General features: G+C 53.8%; 20 protein-coding genes. 11 read left to right on the top strand and 9 right to left on the bottom strand.

The annotated features are described in order from the left end of the window. The first annotated feature begins 243 nt into the window (after positions 1 to 243). The 5 genes from rpmH (at position 244) to mnmE (ending at position 4087) form a co-directional block, all read left to right on the top strand. A complete protein-coding gene (gene rpmH, locus ABLV30_RS04545) occupies positions 244 to 384 on the top strand; it encodes a 50S ribosomal protein L34 (RefSeq protein ID WP_004871828.1) in 141 nt (46 codons plus the stop codon). Between the two features lie 15 nt (positions 385 to 399). Continuing rightward, entirely contained in the window at positions 400 to 759 is a 360-nt protein-coding gene (gene rnpA / locus ABLV30_RS04540; RefSeq protein WP_004871829.1) for a ribonuclease P protein component, read from the top strand. Further along, entirely contained in the window at positions 723 to 980 is a 258-nt protein-coding gene (gene yidD / locus ABLV30_RS04535; protein ID WP_004871831.1) for a membrane protein insertion efficiency factor YidD, read from the top strand. Before rnpA ends, yidD begins: the two co-directional genes overlap by 37 nt. Positions 981 to 982: 2 nt before the next feature. Further along, a complete protein-coding gene (gene yidC / locus ABLV30_RS04530; protein WP_348865559.1) occupies positions 983 to 2629 on the top strand; it encodes a membrane protein insertase YidC in 1647 nt (548 codons plus the stop codon). Between the two features lie 93 nt (positions 2630 to 2722). Further along, positions 2723 to 4087, top strand: a complete 1365-nt coding sequence (gene mnmE / locus ABLV30_RS04525; protein WP_025107558.1) for a tRNA uridine-5-carboxymethylaminomethyl(34) synthesis GTPase MnmE — start codon at positions 2723 to 2725, stop codon at positions 4085 to 4087. Positions 4088 to 4385: 298 nt separating this feature from the next. Here mnmE and ABLV30_RS04520 read toward each other — a convergent pair whose 3' ends face one another. From ABLV30_RS04520 to ABLV30_RS04500, 5 genes are all read right to left on the bottom strand, one after another. Then, positions 4386 to 4886, bottom strand: coding sequence for a fimbrial protein (locus ABLV30_RS04520; protein ID WP_025107557.1), 501 nt, complete (start codon positions 4884 to 4886; stop codon positions 4386 to 4388). Positions 4887 to 4897: 11 nt separating this feature from the next. Beyond that, complete coding sequence (locus tag ABLV30_RS04515; RefSeq protein ID WP_025107556.1) at positions 4898 to 5767, bottom strand: fimbrial protein; 870 nt, start codon at positions 5765 to 5767, stop codon at positions 4898 to 4900. A gap of 189 nt (positions 5768 to 5956) precedes the next feature. Further along, positions 5957 to 8557, bottom strand: a complete 2601-nt coding sequence (locus ABLV30_RS04510) for a fimbria/pilus outer membrane usher protein (protein WP_057173438.1) — start codon at positions 8555 to 8557, stop codon at positions 5957 to 5959. A gap of 2 nt (positions 8558 to 8559) precedes the next feature. Then, positions 8560 to 9267, bottom strand: a complete 708-nt coding sequence (locus ABLV30_RS04505) for a molecular chaperone (protein ID WP_032751796.1) — start codon at positions 9265 to 9267, stop codon at positions 8560 to 8562. A 76-nt stretch (positions 9268 to 9343) separates the two neighbouring features. Next, on the bottom strand, positions 9344 to 9886 hold the full coding sequence (locus ABLV30_RS04500) for a fimbrial protein (protein ID WP_025107553.1): 543 nt from the start codon (positions 9884 to 9886) through the stop codon (positions 9344 to 9346). Positions 9887 to 10811: 925 nt separating this feature from the next. Here ABLV30_RS04500 and ABLV30_RS04495 point away from each other — a divergent pair. The 5 genes from ABLV30_RS04495 to ABLV30_RS04475 all read left to right on the top strand — a co-directional run bounded on the left by ABLV30_RS04495 (position 10812) and on the right by ABLV30_RS04475 (position 15005). Beyond that, complete coding sequence (locus ABLV30_RS04495; RefSeq protein ID WP_048262966.1) at positions 10812 to 11219, top strand: GNAT family N-acetyltransferase; 408 nt, start codon at positions 10812 to 10814, stop codon at positions 11217 to 11219. Positions 11220 to 11398: 179 nt separating this feature from the next. Then, positions 11399 to 12589, top strand: a complete 1191-nt coding sequence (locus ABLV30_RS04490; protein ID WP_265801167.1) for an MFS transporter — start codon at positions 11399 to 11401, stop codon at positions 12587 to 12589. After that, positions 12558 to 13517 carry an HTH-type transcriptional regulator YidZ gene (yidZ, locus tag ABLV30_RS04485; RefSeq protein ID WP_025107550.1) on the top strand — a complete coding sequence of 320 codons (960 nt, stop codon included), beginning with the start codon at positions 12558 to 12560 and terminating at the stop codon, positions 13515 to 13517. Before ABLV30_RS04490 ends, yidZ begins: the two co-directional genes overlap by 32 nt. Before the next feature lie 146 nt (positions 13518 to 13663). Next, a complete protein-coding gene (locus ABLV30_RS04480; RefSeq protein ID WP_025107549.1) occupies positions 13664 to 14401 on the top strand; it encodes a hypothetical protein in 738 nt (245 codons plus the stop codon). 37 nt (positions 14402 to 14438) lie between these two features. Then, positions 14439 to 15005, top strand: a complete 567-nt coding sequence (locus tag ABLV30_RS04475) for an NADPH-dependent FMN reductase (protein ID WP_004855733.1) — start codon at positions 14439 to 14441, stop codon at positions 15003 to 15005. 48 nt (positions 15006 to 15053) lie between these two features. On the opposite strand, the gene adeP is transcribed toward ABLV30_RS04475, so the two are convergent. Next, positions 15054 to 16391 (bottom strand): adenine permease AdeP, encoded by a 1338-nt coding sequence (gene adeP / locus ABLV30_RS04470; protein ID WP_265801164.1) that lies wholly within the window; start codon positions 16389 to 16391, stop codon positions 15054 to 15056. 167 nt (positions 16392 to 16558) lie between these two features. Here adeP and yieH point away from each other — a divergent pair, with 167 nt between their 5' ends. Continuing rightward, positions 16559 to 17224, top strand: coding sequence for a 6-phosphogluconate phosphatase (gene yieH / locus ABLV30_RS04465; RefSeq protein ID WP_032718760.1), 666 nt, complete (start codon positions 16559 to 16561; stop codon positions 17222 to 17224). Between the two features lie 55 nt (positions 17225 to 17279). On the opposite strand, the gene ABLV30_RS04460 is transcribed toward yieH, so the two are convergent. Genes ABLV30_RS04460 through ABLV30_RS04450 form a run of 3 tightly spaced genes read right to left on the bottom strand, consistent with a single transcriptional unit; the run spans position 17280 to position 20911 of the window. Further along, entirely contained in the window at positions 17280 to 18002 is a 723-nt protein-coding gene (locus ABLV30_RS04460; RefSeq protein ID WP_025107547.1) for a glucosamine-6-phosphate deaminase, read from the bottom strand. Between the two features lie 54 nt (positions 18003 to 18056). After that, positions 18057 to 19223: an alpha/beta hydrolase-fold protein gene (locus ABLV30_RS04455; protein WP_265801161.1), complete on the bottom strand. Its 1167-nt coding sequence runs from the start codon at positions 19221 to 19223 to the stop codon at positions 18057 to 18059. A gap of 41 nt (positions 19224 to 19264) precedes the next feature. Then, a complete protein-coding gene (locus ABLV30_RS04450) occupies positions 19265 to 20911 on the bottom strand; it encodes a carbohydrate porin (protein WP_025107545.1) in 1647 nt (548 codons plus the stop codon). Between the last annotated feature and the right edge of the window lie 383 nt (positions 20912 to 21294).

Raw genomic sequence — 21294 nt, 5'->3', positions numbered from 1 at the left:
GCGCTTTATCCACCAGGTCGTATAATCCACCACCCGGCGCGTAAAGCCCGTTTTCCGCAGCGTGCCATCGCCTGTTTTTTGTGCGGCAAGGTGCGAGAAATAAGGAAAGAGAATTGACTCCGGAGTGTACAATTATTACAATCCGGCCTCTTTAATCACCCACGCTGAGGCGTAGGCCGTTCGAAATTCGTTCGGATTTACGCGAAAGTCAGTGAAATTATTCAAGTTTAGGTAGAAATCGCCATGAAACGCACTTTTCAACCGTCTGTACTGAAGCGCAACCGTTCTCACGGCTTCCGTGCTCGTATGGCTACTAAAAATGGTCGTCAGGTTCTGGCACGTCGTCGTGCTAAAAGCCGCGCTCGTCTGACCGTTTCCAAGTAATAAAGCTAACCCTGAGTGGTTAAGCTCGCATTTCCCAGGGAGTTACGCTTGTTAACTCCCAGTCATTTCACTTTCGTCTTCCAGCAGCCATTACGGGCTGGCACGCCGCAAATCACCATCCTCGGCCGCCAAAATTCGCTGGGGCATCCCCGCATCGGTCTTACCGTCGCCAAGAAAAACGTCAAGCGCGCGCATGAACGCAATCGGATTAAACGTCTGACGCGTGAAAGCTTCCGTTTACGTCAACATGAACTCCCGCCAATGGATTTCGTGGTGGTGGCGAAGAAAGGGGTTGCCGACCTCGATAACCGTGCTCTCTCGGAAGCGTTGGAAAAATTATGGCGCCGCCACTGTCGCCTGGCTCGCGGGTCCTGATAGGCCTGATTCGGGTCTATCAGCGCCTGATTAGTCCGCTACTCGGGCCGCACTGTCGTTTCACGCCGACCTGTTCTCAATACGGAATTGAGGCATTGCGCAGGTTTGGATTGATAAAAGGCAGTTGGTTGACGGTGAAACGCGTATTAAAATGCCACCCTTTACACCCTGGTGGTGACGATCCCGTCCCGCCTGGACCATTTGATACCAGAGAACACTAACGATGGATTCGCAACGCAATCTTCTTATCATCGCTTTGTTGTTCGTGTCTTTCATGATCTGGCAAGCCTGGGAGCAGGATAACAATCCTCAACCCCAGCAGCAGACCACGCAGACAACGACCACAGCAACGGGTAGCGCCGCCGACCAGGGCGTACCGGCCAGTGGCCAGGGGAAACTGATTACGGTAAAAACCGATGTGCTTGACCTGACCATCAACACCCGCGGTGGTGATGTTGAGCAAGCGCTGCTTCTGGATTATCCGAAAGAGCTGAAGTCAACTGAGCCGTTCCAGCTTCTGGAAACCACTCCGCAGTTTACCTATCAGGCGCAGAGCGGCCTGACCGGTCGTGATGGCCCGGACAACCCGGCTAACGGACCGCGTCCGTTGTATAACGTCGATAAAGATGCGTTTGTGATGGCTGATGGCCAGAACGAAATCGTCATTCCTCTGACGTACACCGATAAAGCAGGCAACGTATTCACTAAAACTTTCACCCTGAAGCGCGGTGAATATGCGGTGAACGTCGGCTATAGCGTGCAGAACGCCAGCGAAAAACCGCTGGAACTGTCGACCTTTGGCCAGCTGAAGCAAACCGCCAACCTGCCGACGCATCGCGACACGCAGACCGGCGGTCTGACGACGATGCACACCTTCCGTGGCGCGGCATACTCAACGTCTGAAACGAAGTACGAAAAATACAAATTCGATACTATCGTCGATAACGAAAACCTGAACGTCAGCACCAAAAACGGCTGGGTTGCCATGCTGCAGCAGTACTTTACTACCGCATGGGTTCCGCAGAACACCGGTACTAACAACTTCTACACCGCGAATCTCGGCAACGGTATTGTGGCAATCGGCTACAAATCTCAGCCGGTTCTGGTGCAGCCGGGTCAAACCGATAAGCTGGAAAGCACCCTGTGGGTCGGCCCGGCTATTCAGGACAAAATGGCCGCCGTTGCGCCGCATCTTGACCTGACCGTCGACTACGGCTGGCTGTGGTTTATCTCTCAGCCGCTGTTCAAACTGCTGAAATGGATCCATAGCTTCCTGGGCAACTGGGGCTTCTCCATCATCGTCATCACCTTTATCGTTCGTGGCATCATGTACCCGCTGACTAAAGCGCAGTACACCTCCATGGCGAAGATGCGTATGCTGCAGCCGAAGATTCAGGCAATGCGCGAGCGTCTGGGCGACGACAAGCAGCGTCAAAGCCAGGAAATGATGGCCCTGTATAAAGCTGAGAAGGTTAACCCGCTGGGTGGCTGCTTCCCGCTGATTATCCAGATGCCAATCTTCCTTGCGCTGTACTACATGCTGAGCGCCTCGGTTGAACTGCGTCATGCGCCGTTTATCCTGTGGATCCACGACCTGTCTGCGCAAGACCCGTACTACATCCTGCCGATCATCATGGGCGCGACGATGTTCTTCATCCAGAAGATGTCTCCGACCACCGTGACCGACCCGATGCAGCAGAAGCTCATGACCTTTATGCCGGTCATCTTCACGGTGTTCTTCCTGTGGTTCCCATCCGGTCTGGTGGTTTACTATATCGTCAGCAACCTGGTCACCATTATTCAGCAGCAGCTGATTTACCGTGGTCTGGAGAAGCGTGGCCTGCATAGCCGCGAGAAGAAAAAATCCTGATACTCTTGAATTATTTTGAGTATTTACGGTAACGTTAATGCCAGAGAAGGCGGTCAATAGACCGCCTTTTTTACATCTACATAGAGAGTCACCATGAGCCATAACGACACTATCGTCGCCCAGGCAACCCCACCGGGACGCGGTGGTGTGGGCATTCTGCGCATCTCTGGCCTGAAGGCGCGCGACGTTGCGCAGGCGGTGCTGGGCAAGCTGCCGAAGCCGCGCTATGCCGACTACCTGCCGTTTAAAGACAGCGACGGCAGCGCGCTGGATCAGGGGATTGCGCTGTGGTTCCCCGGCCCGAACTCCTTTACCGGCGAAGACGTGCTGGAGCTTCAGGGCCACGGCGGCCCCGTTATCCTCGACCTGCTTCTGAAACGCATTCTGACGCTGCCGGGCGTGCGCATCGCCAGGCCCGGCGAGTTCTCCGAGCGCGCGTTTTTAAACGACAAGCTCGACCTGGCACAGGCAGAAGCCATTGCCGACCTGATCGACGCCAGCTCCGAGCAGGCGGCGCGTTCTGCGCTGAATTCGCTGCAGGGCGCATTCTCCACTCGCGTAAACCATCTTGTGGAAGCGCTGACGCACCTGCGCATCTACGTGGAAGCGGCCATTGATTTCCCGGACGAGGAGATCGACTTCCTCTCCGATGGCAAAATCGAAGCCCAGCTAAATGACGTTATCGCCGATCTTGACGCCGTGCGCGCCGAAGCGCGCCAGGGTAGCCTGCTGCGCGAAGGGATGAAGGTCGTCATTGCCGGGCGGCCGAACGCCGGGAAATCAAGCCTGCTGAACGCGCTGGCGGGCCGGGAGGCGGCTATCGTCACCGATATTGCCGGTACCACCCGCGACGTGCTGCGCGAGCATATCCATATCGACGGTATGCCGCTGCACATCATTGATACCGCCGGCCTGCGCGATGCGAACGATGAGGTCGAACGTATCGGCATCGAACGCGCCTGGCAGGAGATTGAACAAGCCGATCGCGTGCTGTTTATGGTCGATGGTACCACCACCGATGCGACCGATCCGGCAGATATCTGGCCAGATTTTATCGCCCGTCTGCCGAAAAACCTGCCGATTACCGTGGTGCGCAACAAGGCGGATATCACCGGCGAAACGCTGGGGCTGAGCGAAGTGAATGACCACTCACTTGTTCGCCTTTCGGCGCGTACCGGCGAAGGCGTAGACGTGCTGCGTAATCATCTCAAGCAGAGCATGGGCTTTGAAACCAATATGGAAGGCGGCTTTCTGGCGCGCCGCCGCCATTTGCAGGCGCTGTCCGACGCCGCAGAGCATCTTCAGCAGGGTAAAGCGCAGCTACTGGGCGCCTGGGCTGGCGAGCTGCTGGCGGAAGAGCTGCGCCTGGCCCAGCAGAGCCTGAGCGAAATCACCGGCGAGTTTACCTCCGACGACCTGCTGGGACGCATTTTCTCAAGTTTCTGTATTGGTAAATAAGTTCAGTATGTGAGCATTGACTAACCCGCACTAACTGATTGTTAATGCGGGTTTTTATTGTTTGTACTGGCGCGTAGTCGTGCGGGACCATCCGCGATTTTGTATTCTGAATTAAAAACGCTGTGTCATTGTTCACTTTTTACGCTAAAAATCACATCAAATGTTTAGCGGCAAGCAAAAGAACTCACGAACTGCACCTGCATAAATCATATCGAGATTTCATTACTGACCGCCTGCGGTCTGATGAAAGCACAGCGCGATAACCTGACAGGGCAGAAAAATATCTACCCTGTCATTTTCATTCATATGAGAGGGTATAAGTCGCCGTCGCATTCACCGTTCCGGGAACCACATCGCCTGTTCTGTAGAATCTGGCGCCAAGAGTAATCACTTCGCTGGTCTGTGAATTTTCGATAATTGTCCAGGAACTCCCGAGTGGGACAGGCCTGTTGTTATTGTTGGGCTCCAGTAATTGCGTACCGACCCCCTCCGCGGTACCGGTATTTACCATGACCGTGTTATTGTCACTTACGCTGGTGCCGTCAATCTGTATTATTACTTTCGTACCGCTGATACAACTTAGCGGGATATTGAGTCCAACCTGATTAGCCGTTGAACCCACAGAAGGTAAATCCGCCCGGTCAACCGTACCCAAAGAAAGCGTAAAATCTGTAGCGCCATCTACTGTGCAGGATTGAGCCGTCAAATTTCCCGTAATATGAATATTGCCCCCGTCAGCCTCAGCTAATGACGCTATCGCTAGCAGTAACAAAGGGAGAAAAAATAAACGCAGAAACATATTCATTCTCCTTAATCATAATCAAGCGTGTAGGTGGCGCTGGCGTCAACGGAGCCCGGGGTTAAGTCGCCCGTGCGAATATAACGCGCGGCGAGCGGTATTTTTGCCGTCGTCCCTGAGCTGGTAATCGGCGACCAGCGGTAATTCAGATTGACCGGGTGATTACCGCCGCCATGCAGATCCATCACCTGCACGGAAAGTCCTTTAGCGGTGCCATTATTCTTTAATATACTGGTATCACTGGTGCCAGGTTCCTGTGTGCCGCTAAGGGTAAAATAGACATTCGTTCCGGCAGTACAGCTCAGCGATATATCTTTTTCACTGCTCTCTCCCCAAGTGCTCCCGACCGAAGGCAGTTCGCTTTTTTGCACATCATCAAGCGTAAAACTCAGATCCGAGCCGCCGGAGAGGGTACAGCCGCTGGCCGACAACGTGCCAGTGAAATTAATATCGATATTTGCCGACCCCTGGTTGCCGTTCGCCTGACCGTAACCAACCTTTCCGGAGAGCGTACCGCCGCTTACCGAATCGGCGATTTTAATTAAATTAAGCTTTGGGGTAATCGACATATAAATCATCGCCCCCCAACCGATACTGTCATCGGTTAACAGCTTTATTGACGAGCCGCTGGTTATCCAGCCGTTGCCCGAGGCCCCTTTCGTATCCGACATGCTGGCGCCAAGCTGAACGCCAACGCCGGACAAATTGGTTTTAAAAGTCAGTCGGCCGTTATAGGTTCCCGCCGAAGCCAACGACGAATAGAGATAACCATAAAAGTATTTCTCTACCGTAAATGAGGATTCACATGACGCAAACTGAACCGAATCAAACGTTTTATCGCCGCCGGTAATCGATTGTCCAACGGCCAGATCCGGCGACACCGATATCGTTTTCAGATCAACGCTCGTTGAGGCAACACTCGAGTAACACTCTGAAGCCCAGACATTCAGCGATAGCGTGCAAGCGCATCCAGCCATTACCGCCTGGCGAAAAAACCGTGTGTTTGCCTCGCGCTGCCCTGTCAACGGCGGCCTGCATGTTGTTCTGTTTTTCATTTCACCACCTTTTCTCTACTGACATTGCGCATCAAGATTAATTACGCCAGTTTTTTCACCCTCTTGTGGCAGCTGATAATGGGCATGGCACTGCGCATTTTTTCCTTTGCCCCACTGTGCCAGGATGTCGCCCTGCTGCGGCATCCCGGTCAGATACACTGAACCGCCGTCGCTAACGATGCTATTGACGCTGTCGTCCTCTGCCAGCGTGACGGTGGCGCCGAAAGGAACGTCCGTACTCGCGTGATGCAGATGCATCAACACCCTCGCACCGATATGCGTTTTAAACCCCGCCAGTACAATCGCCCCTTCCGTCGGCACCACCTGCGCCGTGGAGCTATCGACTTCCGCATTGTCGGCCAGGGTGCTGGTATCAAGCCTTACCGTCGTGCGGCGATACGGCGTGAGATAAGGTACGATGGCATAACCGCGCCAGTCGGTGCTGACCCCGGTGCCGTTTTCCACGGTCACATCGCTGACCCCCGGCGAGCGCACCAGCGCCAGCGACTGGATATCCTCACTCAGCGACTGCGAAAAGGTGACGCCGTAAGGGTGCACCACCACTCCGCCCTGCACGCCATAGTTCACCTGCCTGCTGTCCGGATCGTAGTTGTAACCCATGTTCGCTTCGCCCGCGCGACCGGTATAATCGACGGATAGCGTGCCGTTATTGCCGGAATTTTCATGGTTGCTGTAGCCTTCCATCACGCTATAGCTAAGGTTCGAATCCTTCAAAGCCGTACCGTACAAGCTGACCTGCTGGGTGGTGTCTCCGTGGCGGTTAGTGTTGAGGCTGTATCCGGCATAGGCTTTCGGCAGCCATTTACTCAGCGGGATACTGATATTCAACGCGCCCTGATGGTCGTCCTCTGTTCCCGGCATGCTGCTGAAGGTGTAGTTCAGGCCCAACGTCATGCCATCCCAGCTGGTGTCGTAGCCGAGGGACAGGTTTCGCTCATATCCACCTTCGTCCCAGTAATCCTGCTGGTAGCCGCTCGCATAAAGCGATCCCCAGCCCTCTGGTAGCGACTGACTGAGTGACAGCTGCCAGCGGGAACGTTTGTTATGGCTTAAGTCAAATTCATCCTGGTCGTTCAGGTCGTCATCGTGAGAATCATCGACGATTAGATCCGCCGCATCCTGAAAGCTGTAGTAGCCCTTAGTGGAATAACGGTATGCCGCCAGCGTGATCGTTGAGCCGGTGCTGAGCATACTTTTTGAGTACTGGGCGCGTATGGACTGCCCCTCTTTGTGCTCGTCATTGCTCAAATCGGCCGAGGAATAGGCCCCGTCAAAGGAGATGGAGCCCAGTTCACCGAGGGTGAATCCCATCCCCAACAGCCCGTTCTGGTAGCTATCCGCCAGCTGCGTACCGCCGTATATCGTCATATCGTACGGTAGGCCGTAGATCAGCGTCATCTGGGCGAACTTCGGCTCCTGACCATCGCTGTTGCTGCGGTATTTACCGCCGGTGAAGTCATACTTAAGATGCCCTTCGCGCTGCATGATTGCCACGCTGGAGAACGGCTGGACAAAGCTGCGTTCGCTGCCGTCTGACTCTTTAATCGTTACCAGCAGGTCGCCGTTTGTGGAGTTTGGGTAGAGATCGTCGATCTTAAACGGCCCCGGCGGTACCTGCTTCTGGTAAATCACGCTATTATTCTGGCGAATGGTGACCGTCGCGTTGCTGGTTGCAATGCCATGTACCGTTGGCGCAAAGTTGCGCAGACTGTCAGGCAGCATGTCATCGTCTGAAGAAAGCTGGACGCCGCGGAACGTAAAACCGTCGTAAACATCGGAAGGAGTGGTCGCATCGCCCAGCGTTAACAGCCCCTGTACGGCCTGCACGTCGCGTTGTAAAAAGGTGTTGATGGAGCTCCAGTCGCTTTCGCTGCTCCCGCCGCTGCTAACGTCTTCGCCGCTTGTGGTGTCGTGATATTCCGGCGATTTGCTGTAGGTCCAGGTGCTGTAGTTTCGCAACCGCCACGCGCCCAGGTTAATGCCGCTGTGCAGGTTCAGAAAATAGCTATCTTCCCTTCCAGAATCGTTCTCGTCGCGCCAGGTGTTTGAACCGTTAAAGTCATAGCCCAGCAGCAGCGCCGGCACTCCTTCATCCCACAGCGTCGGGCTGACGGAATCCTGCGCCGCGCTGTTGACGTCAGCCTGCGGTATGGTGAGATCCAGACGCATCTGGCTGTAATCGAGTCTGATCTGGCTATCCGGGACGGTTGCAGCCAGATCGTTGATACTGTTCTTGTTCCGCAGCGCATCGATATCACCAATCTTAATACCCCACTGCGCCAACAGCGCGGGGGTCACCACAGGCGTAAGCTGCCCATGTTTATCCTGCACAAAGTCCAGCGTTTGCGTGTCAACCTGCTCATGGTTCACATAAACGTCTACGTGGTAGCGACCCGGTAGCTGTGAACCGGGTTGGGAAAACTGGCTGAGATCAACGTTAAGTTTGGGCCCACTGGTCTCCAGCGCCGCCATATCGAACTCATCCTGAGCCAGCGCGCCCTGCGTTCCATACAGCGCTAAAATAATAATGCAGGCAAGCGGTTGTAATAAAAAAGCGCTGCTTTTGCCCGCTACGTCTATGGATGGTTGAGACATGATTACCCTTTCCCGTCCAGAACCAACGATCCTGCGCCATAATCATTGATATATTGCCAGGTGATTTTCCCGCCTGCCCCTGCCGGAATGGTGTAATCAGTCGAACCGTGCGGCGCGACCATGGTAAACGCCGTATCGACCACTTTGTCACCGACGTTCAGCTTAAAGAAGCTCAGATACCAGGGGGTTGGATTGGTGACGGTCAGCTTGTTGCCCGTCCTGTGAAAACCGATCGCCTCCATTGCCTCACTGGTGGGATCGGCAACGCCTTTGGGACGATAAAAAAGTTTGATTCGGTTTTTCAGCGAAAAGCGCAGCACGTTCTTGCCCTTATCCGCCGGATTGTTTGCCGGTATCGCCTTCACATCCAGCCAGTAAACGCTTTCCCGATCTGCCGGGAAATTCCCCCCTGTTCTGACAACGCGAATCGTATTTTCTGAACCAGCATCCAGTCGAAACAGCGGTGGCGTAACGGTAAAGGGCAGCGAACCGGTGGTACCAGGACGATCTCCTTTCGGGCCTTTGTCATCGACAAAACTTTGAATAAGGTAGGGAATCTGACCGTTAGCGCTGTTCATCACCTGAATGGACGCTTCCTTATCGCCGCCGTGATAAACCAGTCTCGTACCGCCGATAACGACCCCTGCGTGCGCAGATGTTACGGCGCACATCGCAGCCGCCAGCAGACCGTAAATAACTGACTTTCTCATGAACCGTTGCATCCTCTTTCCTAATCGTTTGAAAACAAGGGCCTCCGTGCCCTGGCGTTCTCCCTGATACGGAGGGTTACTGGTAGCTGATGGTGTAGTCAGCGTGAGAAACCAGCGTACCGGCAGTTGCGGTATCAGCCACAGCAACCATACGAGCGGTGAATGGAATATGTGCTTCGGTAGTGGTAGCGTCCGCCGTCAGGAAAGAGCTAACGTCGACAGCAGAAGACGGGCTGACTTTGGCTGCAGATGCGTCGTACAGCTGAACGCCAACATTAGTAGCCGCGCCGCTGTCGCTGGACTCATTTTTGAACGCCGTGTTCATAGAACCATCGGCATTGCCAGTAAAAGTCACGCTTGCTGCGGTAACCGTATTCGGGCAAGCGGTGAGATCCAGCGTAAAGTTCGTTGCCGGACCGGTGTCGCCAGCTTTCGCCAGATCAACCGTGTTCACGGTACCCAGGTTCAGGGTTGGGTTTGTCTGATCGTTGATATCCACGGTGCAACTGTCGGCAGTAACGGTACCGACGAAGTTGATCGTTCCATCAACCGCATGAGCCACACCCATCCCTACGCTGAACAATGCTGCCACAGCAGTCATTACAAATTGCTTTTTCATTATTTAATCCTTAATAAAAATATAATCATTACTCATTCATTCTTTTAAAATAGAACCATACAACGGTTCATTCAGGGAAGAATGACCCCTAAATACATTATTTAAGATGACAAACAGCGGAGTAAAATATTGAAAAAGAAAGCCCATGGCGCATTTCAATCAGCACCCTAATGCTTACATGCCAACTTCCTTATGTAATATTAATCTGCAAAAGATTATGAAATAGAACCCCCAACCATCTCAACAGAATATTTCATCCATTATTGGACTTCGCTCAATACCCCGAAAAAAACATCAAAACCACCAAAACATTTATTAAAAAACAACAAGATACATAAAAGCACTCAACTATCATTTTACCCCCCCCCTGGTTATCCCAGTTCTAATATGTTCAGGTACTTGCTCGCTTTCTCTTAACGCACTACAAAATAACGCTTCACAACATTGCCTTTTTATACAGCCGAGCGTCGAGATTCCAGCATCGATCATGGCTGCTCTTTAAATAAAAAGTTGAATGCAGGCGGCTCTCAACCATCGCCTATTTATGGGGTCAGGATAAATGCAAAAAAAATATTATACGAGCCTCCAAAGCAGGGGTTCATAACACTCGGGGAGTCACTACTCGTATGCCATATGACGGTAGGTACTTGTGCCTTGAACAGCGCTTGCTCTGTTCCCGTAGGGGCGAGGTCTTAGGCCGAGTAACAAAGCCAACGCACATGCAACTTGAAGTATGATGGGCATAAACAGATAGTTGCGGAAAAAACACACCCTATCAGCAGGGCATCAGAAATGAGATTAAATAAAGCGTACTCACTCGCCTTAACATCCTGTTAAAGCGGGTTAATTATTTTCCTTTAGCGTCTTCACGGCGTATCGCTTTGTCTATTACCCTTATCGGTACTCCCACTTACCGGATACGACAATGATGGCTGATTACACGTTTATTGATACCGTCCCTTCGGCGGAAGATTTTTGTCGCCTGCGCGTCATATCAGGTATGTCGCCGCGCCCGCTGGAAGGCGCCCGCGCGGGTCTGCCGCGTAGCTGCTACGGCGTGCATGTCCTCTATGCGGACGTGCCCGTTGGTATGGGACGCATCGTCGGCGACGGCGCGCTGAACTTTGAAATCGTCGACGTCGCCGTGGACCCGGCCCATCAGGGAAAAGGTCTCGGTCGCCAGATCATGCAGAAAATCGTCTCCTGGCTGGATGAAAACGCGGTTAAAGGGGCATACGTCTCGCTGGTGGCGGATGTTCCCGAACTGTACGCCAAATTTGGGTTTTCCTGCGTCAGGCCAGAAAGTGAAGGTATGGCAAAGATCTGGAAATAATGCGGGACGCGATCGCTTGATTGGAAATATCAAAAAGCGATATAAAAACAAATAATTAAATTATCGCTGCACATCTTTCAACCGTTTTTCCTCCCAGGAAATCGTTGTTGTCCAAATGGCAACTCGTACTCCCGCACGAACCCCACTATTCTGTACCGCATTCTTATGCGAGGGGTTCTATGGCACGCTTTCTTATCTGCAGTTTTGCGCTGGTTCTGCTTTATCCATCCGGCATCGATATGTATCTGGTCGGTCTACCGCGCATTGCGCAGGATCTGGGGGCCAGTGAAGCGCAGCTGCATATCGCCTTTTCGGTTTATCTGGCGGGAATGGCCGCGGCGATGCTGTTTGCGGGTCGTATCGCCGATAAATCAGGGCGCAAGCCGGTGGCGATTTTCGGTGCCGTTGTCTTCATACTGGCCTCCCTTCTCTGCTCGCAGGCGCAGGTCAGCGCCCACTTCCTGGCTGGGCGTTTTATTCAGGGGATTGGCGCGGGCAGCTGCTACGTCGTCGCCTTTGCGGTGCTGCGCGATACCCTCGACGATCGCCGCCGGGCGAAGGTGCTTTCCCTCCTTAACGGTATCACCTGCATTATTCCGGTACTGGCGCCGGTACTCGGCCACCTGATTATGCTGAAATACCCGTGGCAGAGCCTGTTCTATACCATGACAGGCATGGGCGTTCTGGTGGGACTGCTCTCGGTCTTTATCTTGCGGGAAACGCGTCCCACAGCCGCGCCACATGCGGCGATGCAGCAAAATAATGTCCCCGAGTCGCTGCTTAACCGCTTTTTTCTCAGCCGAATTATCATAACCACCCTGAGCGTGACGGCTATCCTGACTTACGTTAACGTCTCCCCGGTGATCATGATGGAAGTGATGGGCTTCGATCGCGGCACCTATTCCATGGCGATGGCGCTAATGGCGCTTGTTAGCATGGTGGTGTCGTTCTCAACGCCGTTCGCTTTGACGCTATTTAAGCCCCGCACCCTGATGCTGACCTCGCAGGTGCTGTTCTTTATCGCCGGCGTGCTGCTGAGCCTCTCCACCAGCCAGACGATGACGATGCTGGGTCTGGGTCTGGGACTGATTTGCGCCGGGTTCTCCGCCGGCTTTGGCGTAGCAATGAGTCAGGCCCTTGGGCCATTCACCCTGCGCGCCGGCGTGGCGAGTTCTGTTTTGGGAATTGCTCAGGTCTGCGGCTCTTCACTGTGGATTTGGCTGGCGGCTATCATCGGACTCAGCGCGATGAATATGCTGATCGGGATACTTATTGCCTGTAGCATAGTGAGCATTGTTCTGATTATGGTCACCTCTCCGGCGCGGGCCGCGCAACGCTATGAAGAAACCCCTGTCGAGTCTCGATCTTAACCTGCTGCTGTGCCTGCAGCTCTTAACCCAGGAGCTCAGCGTCACCCGCACGGCGAAACGGATGAACGTTTCGCCGTCGGCAGTGAGTAAATCGCTGGCCAAACTGCGCGCCTGGTTTGACGATCCGCTGTTTGTCAAAACGCCTCTGGGGCTGTCACCCACGCCGCTGATGAGCAGTATGGAGCAGGATCTGGCGGACTGGATGCAGATGGGTAATCAGATCCTCGATAAGCCTCATCACACCATGCCGAGCGGGTTAAAGTTTGAGCTGGCGGCAGAGTCGCCGCTGCTGATGATCCTGCTGAATACGCTTTCACAGCGGATCTACCAGCGCTATCCGCAGGCGCTGATCCGCCTGCGTAACTGGGATTATGATTCGCTGGATGCGATTATTCGCGGTGAAGTCGACATCGGTTTTTGCGGCCGGGAAACCCATCCTCGCTCCCGTGAACAGCTCAGCCTGCTGCCCTGGTATATCGATTTTGAAATCCTGTTTACCGATCTCCCGCAGGTATGGCTGCGCGCCGATCATCCCGCGCTGAACGAGGAGTGGAATCTGGACACTTTCCTGCGTTATCCGCATATCAATATCTGTTGGGAACAAAGCGATACCTGGGCGCTGGATGATGTTCTGCACGATCTGGGGCATAAACGCACCGTGGCGTTGACCGTCCCGGGTTTTGAGCAGTCGCTGTTTATGGCGGCCCAGCCTCATCATACGATGTTGGCCACCGCCCCGCGCTATTGCCAGCGTTACAATCAACAGCACCATCTGCCGCTGGTTTCACTCCCGTTGCCGCTGGAGCCGTCCCAGCTGGAGAAAATACGCGTCCCCTTCACCCTCCTGTGGCATAAGCGCAACAGCTACAATCCGAAGATCGTCTGGCTGCGAGAAACGCTCAGGCAGCTCTATACTGAACCGCTCTAGCGTTGGATTAGCCCGTCTTGCGCAATAAATTGTAAAATTTATGCAATTTATTGCGCAAGGGGTGATTTCCGCATTAAAACCTGGCAATTCTGAGCGATAATATAATTCGCAATTTCTATCATTGACCATTAATCACGGAGCGACGAATGGCAACGCATTTTGCAAGAGGGATACTCAACACCCGGGAACCGCTATCAACACGCCTGTCAGCGGCCTGTCATCAATCCGCCTGCCGCCTGCCTGAGTACCGACAAAGCCGCTATCGCGCATCACGGTCACTCCTCGCAGAACTCCTCTTTATGCTGTACGGCATCAGCGAACTTCCTGAAATTATTGACGAAGAGAATGGAAAACCCGCTTTCCGCGACGAAAATCTCCCGCGTTTTTCCATCTCCTATGCCGGGAATATTGTCGGCGTCGCGTTATCCACCGAAGGTGATTGCGGCCTGGATATGGAATTACCGCACGCCTCCCGCAGTTTACATGCCTCGCCCGACGCCGACCGCTACGTCTTTAACAGTAATGAGCGGGTATGGATTAGCAACCAGCACGATCCTGATGAAGCGCGCGCTCAGCTTGACGCACTCCGCAAAAGCGTCATGAAACTGACCGGTGAAAACGCCGTTAACCTCCAGCTTCTTCCGGGCTCCGGACGATTACGGACAAGCGGGACGCAGTCAATCGAAGCAGTATGCGATGCCGAAACGGTGCTGGTCTGGTCCATCGCCGCCAGTCCGGATATCGGCCAGCTGAAAGTCTGGGAATATAATGGTAAAGAGGGCTGGCGTAGCCTGCCCGACGCGCAGGCTCGCGCCAGAGAGCCGTCCGCCCGGCTGATGCGTTTCACCCATTTACCGGTAGAAAAAGCCTTCTCCCTCAACTGACCGGATAACCCGGCCATCATGATGCAAAGGAGCAATCATGTCTGATACGTTGAAAGTTGTTACGTTACTCGGAAGTCTGCGCAAAGGCTCTTTTAATGCCATGGTCGCGCGTACCCTCCCCGGCATCGCGCCCGCAGGAATGGCGGTTTCCGCGTTACCGTCCATTGGCGATATTCCTCTCTATGATGCCGACGTCCAGCAGGAAGAGGGATTCCCACAAAGCGTTCAGGATATCGCTCAGCAAATTCGCGAGGCTGATGGCGTGGTTATCGTTACACCGGAATACAACTACTCGGTGCCCGGCGGCCTGAAAAACGCCATCGACTGGCTATCTCGCCTGCCGGAACAGCCGCTGGCCGGTAAGCCGGTACTGATTCAAACCAGTTCGATGGGGGCTATTGGCGGTGCGCGCTGTCAGTATCACCTGCGTCAGATTCTGGTATTCCTCGACGCTATGGTGATGAATAAGCCCGAATTTATGGGCGGCGTGATTCAGAACAAAGTGGATCCGCAGGAGGGGAAAGTCGTCGATCAGAGCACGCTCGATCATCTGAGCGGACAGCTTAGCGCTTTTGCCGAATATATTCAGAGGGTTAAAGCCTGATAGACGCCGTCACACTCGCCAGAACGGCTGAGTGTGACGGCGCGGGTATTAATGCGCGTCGATAAACACAATCTTCAGCACAAACAGCAGCGAAACCACAATCACGCATGGGCTGAGGTCGCGCAGTCGACCGGTACCGATCTTCATTACGCAGTAAGAGATAAAGCCTAAGGCAATACCTTCCGTAATGGAGAAGCTAAACGGCATCATCACGGCGGTAATAAACGCCGGCACTGATTCGGTTAAATCATCCCACTTCACGCGCGCCAGGCTGGAGGTCATCAGGACGCCAACGTAAATCAGCGCGCCGGCTGCGGCATAGGCCGGGACCATACCCGCCAGCGGCGACAGGAAGATCACCAGCAGGAACAAGAGACCAACGACCACGGCGGTTAAGCCGGTACGTCCGCCTACGGAAACGCCCGAGGAAGATTCAATATAGGCGGTTACGGAAGAGGTGCCGATAAAGGAGCCCGCAACGGACGAGACGCTATCGACAAACAGCGCCTGCTTCATCCGCGGGAACTTACCCTGCGCATCGGCCAGACCAGCTTTATCGGTCACGCCGATCAGGGTACCGGAGGAGTCGAACAGGTTCACCAGCATAAACGAGAAGATCACGCCCGCCAGGCCGAGATTCAGCGAGCCTGCCAGGTCAACATGCCCAATGACCGTCGCGACGCTCGGCGGCATGGATACGATTCCGGTGTAGTGAACGTCGCCCAGCAGCCAGCCCAGCAGCGTGGTAACCACGATAGAAACCAGCACCGCGGCGTGGATGTTGCGGGAAGCCAGAATCGCAATAATAAAGAAGCCAAGAATGCCCAGCAGTACGCTGTGGGACGTCAGGTTGCCGATGCTCACCAGGGTTTCCGGGTTGGCGACGATCACGCCGGCGTTCTTCAGGCCCATCATACCGATGAACAGGCCAATACCGCTGGTGATACCGATACGCAGGCTAACCGGGATATTGGCGATCATCCAGTAGCGTACGCGGAAAATCGTCAACAGCAGCAGGCCAACCGCCCCCCAGAAAATCGCGCCCATCCCGACCTGCCACGGCAGGCCCATTGCCTGTACCACGACAAAAGCAAAGAAGGCGTTCAGTCCCATCGCCGGCGCCAGGGCCACCGGAAGGTTAGCGAACAGGCCCATCATGATGCTGCCGAACGCGGCGATCAGACAGGTTGTGACGAACACGGCGCTGGTATCCATACCCGCCACGCCGAGGATCTGTGGGTTAACAAAAACGATGTACACCATTGTCAGAAAAGTGGTGAAACCTGCAATCGCTTCGGTGCGTGCCGTCGTGCCGTGTTCACGTAGTTTGAACACGCGCTCCAGCAGACCCGGGCCAGATGACTGGCTGGTTTGTTGTTGACTCATTATCGGTTTCCGAACAAAGGAGGGAAAATTCGTCGCTATCCTATACCAAAATGCGACAATAAGGGCGGTTGTGAGATACTTTTTTTCATCGATTTTGCTTATACGGCAACGATTGCGTCTCACTAATCAGCAAGACGAAAACGTTAACTTATTAAAATGGAAACGACATGACCCAACCAGAAGCAGTATTTTTCGACTGTGACGGCACGCTGGTCGACAGCGAGGTGATCTGCTCCCGCGCCTACGTTCACATGTTCAGGGAATTCGGCATTACGCTGGATTTAGACGAGATTTTTAAGCGCTTCAAAGGCGTTAAGCTGTACGAGATTATCGACACCATTAACGCGGAGTACGGCGTTAATCTGGACAAGGCGACCCTTGAGCCGGTGTACCGCGATGAAGTCGCGCGCCTGTTTGATACTGAACTGGAAGTCATTTCTGGCGCACAGGCGCTGCTGGACGCGGTCAGCGTGCCGATGTGCGTGGTCTCCAACGGCCCGGTGAGCAAAATGCAGCACTCTCTCGGTAAAACCGCAATGCTGCACCATTTCCCGGAGCGTCTGTACAGCGGCTACGATATCCAGCGCTGGAAGCCCGATCCGGCCCTGATGCTGCATGCCGCAAAAGCGATGAACGTTAACGTCGAGAACTGCATTCTTGTCGACGACTCCAGCGCAGGCGCGCAGTCGGGGATCGCCGCCGGCATGGAAGTGTTCTACTTCTGCGCCGATCCGCATAATAAGCCGATCGAACATCCGAAGGTGACGACGTTTACCCGCCTCGAAGAGCTACCTGAGTTATGGCAGGCGCGCGGCTGGAATATAACGCGATAAACCCGGAGCGTAGCGCTATCAGGGCGCGTCCCGCCTGCGCTACGCTGAAAGTGGATTACGGTTGACTCAACTCCGCAGCCGCCGCTTTATCAGCCACAATCACCAGGGAAGGATGTAATTTCAGCACCGAAGCCGGAACCCGCTCGCTGACTTCGCCTTCAATCACCTGCCTTAGCGCCTGCGCTTTTGCCGCGCCGCTGACGATCAGCAGCAGGTTTTTCGCCGCCATGACGCTTTTTGGCCCCATCGTGACGTAGCTATCCGGCACCGCAGAGAAGTCGCCGTCCATCTCGCCGTGAGCGACAAGATCCACCATATCGCCGACGATAGAGACTTCCACCGTCGCATCGTGGAAGCGCGTGGTATTCGGCAAATTACCGCAAAAATGGCCGTCAGCGCCGAGGCCCATCACTATCAGATCGAGGCCCCCTTCGTCCTGTAACCGCTGGTCGTGATGCCTGAAGTTTTCATGGCTGAGCGGGTGGATATTCTCTTCAGAGATTTGCGCGGGGGTGAAAAACAGGCTGCGCAGATTGGAAATGGTCACGCCTTCACGATCCTGTCCGCGGAACGGAATCTCGTCAAAGTTGTAATAATGGACCTGAGAATAGAACGATTTACCTTTAACCGCGGCCGTCAGATGTTCATACATTTTCTTCGGCGTACTGCCTGCCGTTACCGCCAGGTTCACCCTGCGCGGCGCGGTGATGTAGCCCAGAACGTGATGGCTGGCGACCAGGCTCATCTCTGCATAATCTTCCGTCACGATTAATTTCATATTGTCTCCCTCAAGGTATTGAAGATAAGGAGCCAGCGAACTGGCTCCTTCATGTTATTTGAACAACTTCTGTACAAATTCGGCGTAGGCGGGACGCCAGACGTCCATTTCATGGTTCAGGCCCGGATACTCATGGTAATCAAAGTTGATTTTCTGCTTCTCCAGCTCCGCTTTCAGCCCGGCGATATCCTTGCCGGTAACCACGTCTTTCTCGCCCACGACGACGGTAAAGTTACGCAGCTGCTTGTTGATCGCCTGTGGGTTGTGTAGCTGCGCCTCGACGCCGGCATCCGGTACCGTGGTTGTCGTTACGCCGCTGAACGTCGCCAGCCAGCCGAAGCTCTCCAGATGGTTCATTCCGGAGACCAGCGCCTGATAACCGCCCTGCGACAGCCCGGCAAGCGCCCGGCCGTCCGCGTCTTTACGCACGTTAAAGCGCGCATCAATCAGCGGAATAATATCGTTCATCAGCTCTTTATCAGCCGCTTTCGCATTCAGCGGATAGAAGGTTTTACGCCGCTCCTGCGGCGGGAAGTTTTCCGCAACCGCGTCAGGAATATCGGTTTCGGTATCCGGCACCACCACCAGCATGGGCTTGATTTTGCCTTCCGCCAGCAGGTTATCCATGATTTGCGGAATACGGCCTTGGTCGATGGCCGACAGTCCGCTGTCGCCAAAACCGTGATAGAAATAGAGCACCGGCAGCGGTTCGCCGGTACCGGTATAGCCTGGCGGCGTCCACACGTAGACGCGACGCTCAGCGTTCAGCGCCTTTGAATGATAGGTCAGGGTTCGTAGCTCGCCGTGGGCGACCGCGCGATCGTCAAGAATGCTGCCGGGTACCAGGATCAGGCTGGTATTCACCTGACGCTGTGGCTTCTGATAGCGGCTACCGGTATCGACGGAACGGAATCCGTCGACATCAAAATAGTATTCGTAGAGATTGGGTGCCAGCGCATCGCTTTTCCATGTCCAGATCCCCTGCTCATCTTTGCTCATATCATGGGAGACAAAGGTATCCGGCGTTGCCCCCGTCACCACGGACACCCGTTTTGCATCCGGGGCAAACAGGCGGAAGGTGATACTCTTATCGGCGTTAACCTGCGTAATATACTGGCTGACCGGGATCGCCGCGCTCGGCGTGACCGGAAACGGCGCGGCATGAGCGGTAAACGCCGCGCCCGCCAGCGCCAGAGCGAAGTAAATAGCATGTCGTTTCATCTTTATTCCTCTTTAGAATTTTGTCCTGACCGTTGCCAGCCTTACCACCAGATTTCAGCCTGAGCGCCAACGGCAAACTGATCGTTCTTACCATCTTCAAAAATGCTGCTGGTATTGCTGTTAGCCGCCTTATCCAGGTCGATATCCTTCGCTTTAATATAAGTCGCATAGAAACGAATTTCCGGGCGGGAGGTCAGCATACTGGTATTCACTTTAAAGGTATGGAACAGGGTAGTTTTGTAGCCGGATTCGTTATATTTCTTGCCGGTACTATCTTTGTTCTGCTGCTTGAAATAGCCCAATTCAACGCCGGTCTGATTATATTTATCCCAGATCCAGGCCGGGCGCACGACGGCGCGAAGAGACTCAAAATCGGAGTGCGCGCCGGTCTCGTAGCTGTAGACATCATTACCAAAGGAGTAAACGATGGCGTTCGCCATAATAATGTCATCACTCAAATAGGTTTCCCCCTGCGAGGTCAAGCGAACGGCGGTGCCGTTGGTATGATCGCCATAGTATCTGCCGTTGAATGTGGTATACGGACTGGATCCCGCATAGCGCGAGAAGCTGCTGGCGATGGAGTTATTTGCCAGCAGGAAGGAAAATTCGTTAAATCCGCCGTTATCAAATTTCTGCGTTAACGACGTCCCCGCCATCCAGGTATCTTTCCATTCATAATATCCATTATTACCTTCATTATATTTCTCGGATGAACTCTGATTTGCCGCGACATACCGGCCGCTGACCATCAATGACGCCTTATCCCAAAGCGGGATCTCTTTATAACGAATATCAATAGTATTGGTGTTAATTTGCTGGCTTTTGGTCAACGTACGGTTGTAGTCATCAACGTCCTCGCGCACCAGCGCAATATCAAACTTACCCGCGCCCACCTTCCAGTTTTCAAGGCCAACGCCGGCTGCGGCATCGGTTCTTTGCGTTTTCCAGTCCAGCATCTGGATTTCAATTTTCGGCGCACCGTGCTTACCCACCCAGAAATCCGCTTCCGGCGCGAATGGCAGGAAACCTTTGGTGTTGACGTACATATCAGAGAACTGCATATAGTTCTCGCCGCCAGCGTTATCGCCAAACCAGCCGGAGGAATACTGCTGCCCGACGTTGCCGTCAAGCATCACGATCGCATCAACCCGCTTATTGCCTTCCTGATAGACCCGCTGCTTAAGTTGTAAATCAAACCAGCCCGAATATTCATTACCAAAGCGACCCAGCGAGCCAATCGCCCAGGACTTAGGTGAACCATGGGATGCGGTCCCCCAGCCGGAACGGTAATAGCCGTTATAGCTGAAGCCAATTTCATCCTTCACAAACTTGCTGAAATCCTTCATTGTCATCGAGCTATAAATGGACTCGCCGTTAGCCGCGGGCTGTTCGTTTTTCACCAGAACCGCCGCCGGTTTTGCAGCGCCGCCTGCCGGCGCGGGCGCGCTGACAACCTGCGCGGACGCACTCTGCTCAGGTGCGCCAGGCTGCGTACTGGCAATCCAGAGTCGATTTCTGGCCTTCTCTTCATCTTGATATTTTTTTAGTTCGCTCTGCGTATCCTTAAGCGCCTTCTCCAGAAGCTCAAGACGCTGTTCAACGGTTAGCGATTCCGCCATAGCATGGGTTGTATAAGCGAGCGGCGCCATAATAAGTATGGCCGAGGTAATCAGATTTCTTTTAAACATAAGTTCCCTTTATATAAAAACAGGTGCAACTGAATATCGCGATAAAATGTCAACTAACGCGAAGGCGTATTTTTATTTTTCTATCGAATAAAGCTTGTTACCGAAAAGGTGCTTCCCCTTAAGGAAAAAAGAACGTTATTAAAACCAGCACTATTATTTATTCGGTTAATACCATCCTGGTTTACCCACAAACAGCCTTGCATCAAATCAAAAAAAAACCTGAAGCAATCCCCCTGCAGAAAACAGAGGAGGCTTGCTTCAGGTTTTGCCCGCGCTGCGGTAACAATCCCTTTCATCGGCTAATGGCGGATTATCTGGCAAAAAAAACCTGACATCACCAGGTTAACGGTGATGTCAGGTTTTGCCTGCTTGCGCAGTAACAA

Origin of the sequence: Klebsiella sp. CN_Kp113, assembly GCF_040064585.1 — a bacterium.
GTDB classification, from domain to species: Bacteria; Pseudomonadota; Gammaproteobacteria; order Enterobacterales; family Enterobacteriaceae; genus Klebsiella; species Klebsiella michiganensis.
The sequence above is the reverse complement of the archived record's forward strand: the minus strand, read 5'-3'. Positions and strand labels throughout refer to the sequence as shown.

What these genes read in the sequence shown, in the direction of transcription:
- ABLV30_RS04475 (WP_004855733.1), top strand. Translation starts at nt 14,439, where the DNA reads ATGTCTGATACGTTGAAAGTTGTTACGTTACTCGGAAGTCTGCGCAAA.
- yieH (WP_032718760.1), top strand. Translation starts at nt 16,559, where the DNA reads ATGACCCAACCAGAAGCAGTATTTTTCGACTGTGACGGCACGCTGGTC.
- ABLV30_RS04520 (WP_025107557.1), bottom strand. Translation starts at nt 4,886, where the DNA reads ATGTTTCTGCGTTTATTTTTTCTCCCTTTGTTACTGCTAGCGATAGCG.
- adeP (WP_265801164.1), bottom strand. Translation starts at nt 16,391, where the DNA reads ATGAGTCAACAACAAACCAGCCAGTCATCTGGCCCGGGTCTGCTGGAG.
- ABLV30_RS04500 (WP_025107553.1), bottom strand. Translation starts at nt 9,886, where the DNA reads ATGAAAAAGCAATTTGTAATGACTGCTGTGGCAGCATTGTTCAGCGTA.
- yidZ (WP_025107550.1), top strand. Translation starts at nt 12,558, where the DNA reads ATGAAGAAACCCCTGTCGAGTCTCGATCTTAACCTGCTGCTGTGCCTG.
- ABLV30_RS04505 (WP_032751796.1), bottom strand. Translation starts at nt 9,267, where the DNA reads ATGAGAAAGTCAGTTATTTACGGTCTGCTGGCGGCTGCGATGTGCGCC.
- rpmH (WP_004871828.1), top strand. Translation starts at nt 244, where the DNA reads ATGAAACGCACTTTTCAACCGTCTGTACTGAAGCGCAACCGTTCTCAC.
- ABLV30_RS04460 (WP_025107547.1), bottom strand. Translation starts at nt 18,002, where the DNA reads ATGAAATTAATCGTGACGGAAGATTATGCAGAGATGAGCCTGGTCGCC.
- ABLV30_RS04495 (WP_048262966.1), top strand. Translation starts at nt 10,812, where the DNA reads ATGATGGCTGATTACACGTTTATTGATACCGTCCCTTCGGCGGAAGAT.
- ABLV30_RS04480 (WP_025107549.1), top strand. Translation starts at nt 13,664, where the DNA reads ATGGCAACGCATTTTGCAAGAGGGATACTCAACACCCGGGAACCGCTA.
- ABLV30_RS04455 (WP_265801161.1), bottom strand. Translation starts at nt 19,223, where the DNA reads ATGAAACGACATGCTATTTACTTCGCTCTGGCGCTGGCGGGCGCGGCG.
- ABLV30_RS04450 (WP_025107545.1), bottom strand. Translation starts at nt 20,911, where the DNA reads ATGTTTAAAAGAAATCTGATTACCTCGGCCATACTTATTATGGCGCCG.
- yidC (WP_348865559.1), top strand. Translation starts at nt 983, where the DNA reads ATGGATTCGCAACGCAATCTTCTTATCATCGCTTTGTTGTTCGTGTCT.
- mnmE (WP_025107558.1), top strand. Translation starts at nt 2,723, where the DNA reads ATGAGCCATAACGACACTATCGTCGCCCAGGCAACCCCACCGGGACGC.
- yidD (WP_004871831.1), top strand. Translation starts at nt 723, where the DNA reads ATGGCGCCGCCACTGTCGCCTGGCTCGCGGGTCCTGATAGGCCTGATT.
- ABLV30_RS04510 (WP_057173438.1), bottom strand. Translation starts at nt 8,557, where the DNA reads ATGTCTCAACCATCCATAGACGTAGCGGGCAAAAGCAGCGCTTTTTTA.
- ABLV30_RS04490 (WP_265801167.1), top strand. Translation starts at nt 11,399, where the DNA reads ATGGCACGCTTTCTTATCTGCAGTTTTGCGCTGGTTCTGCTTTATCCA.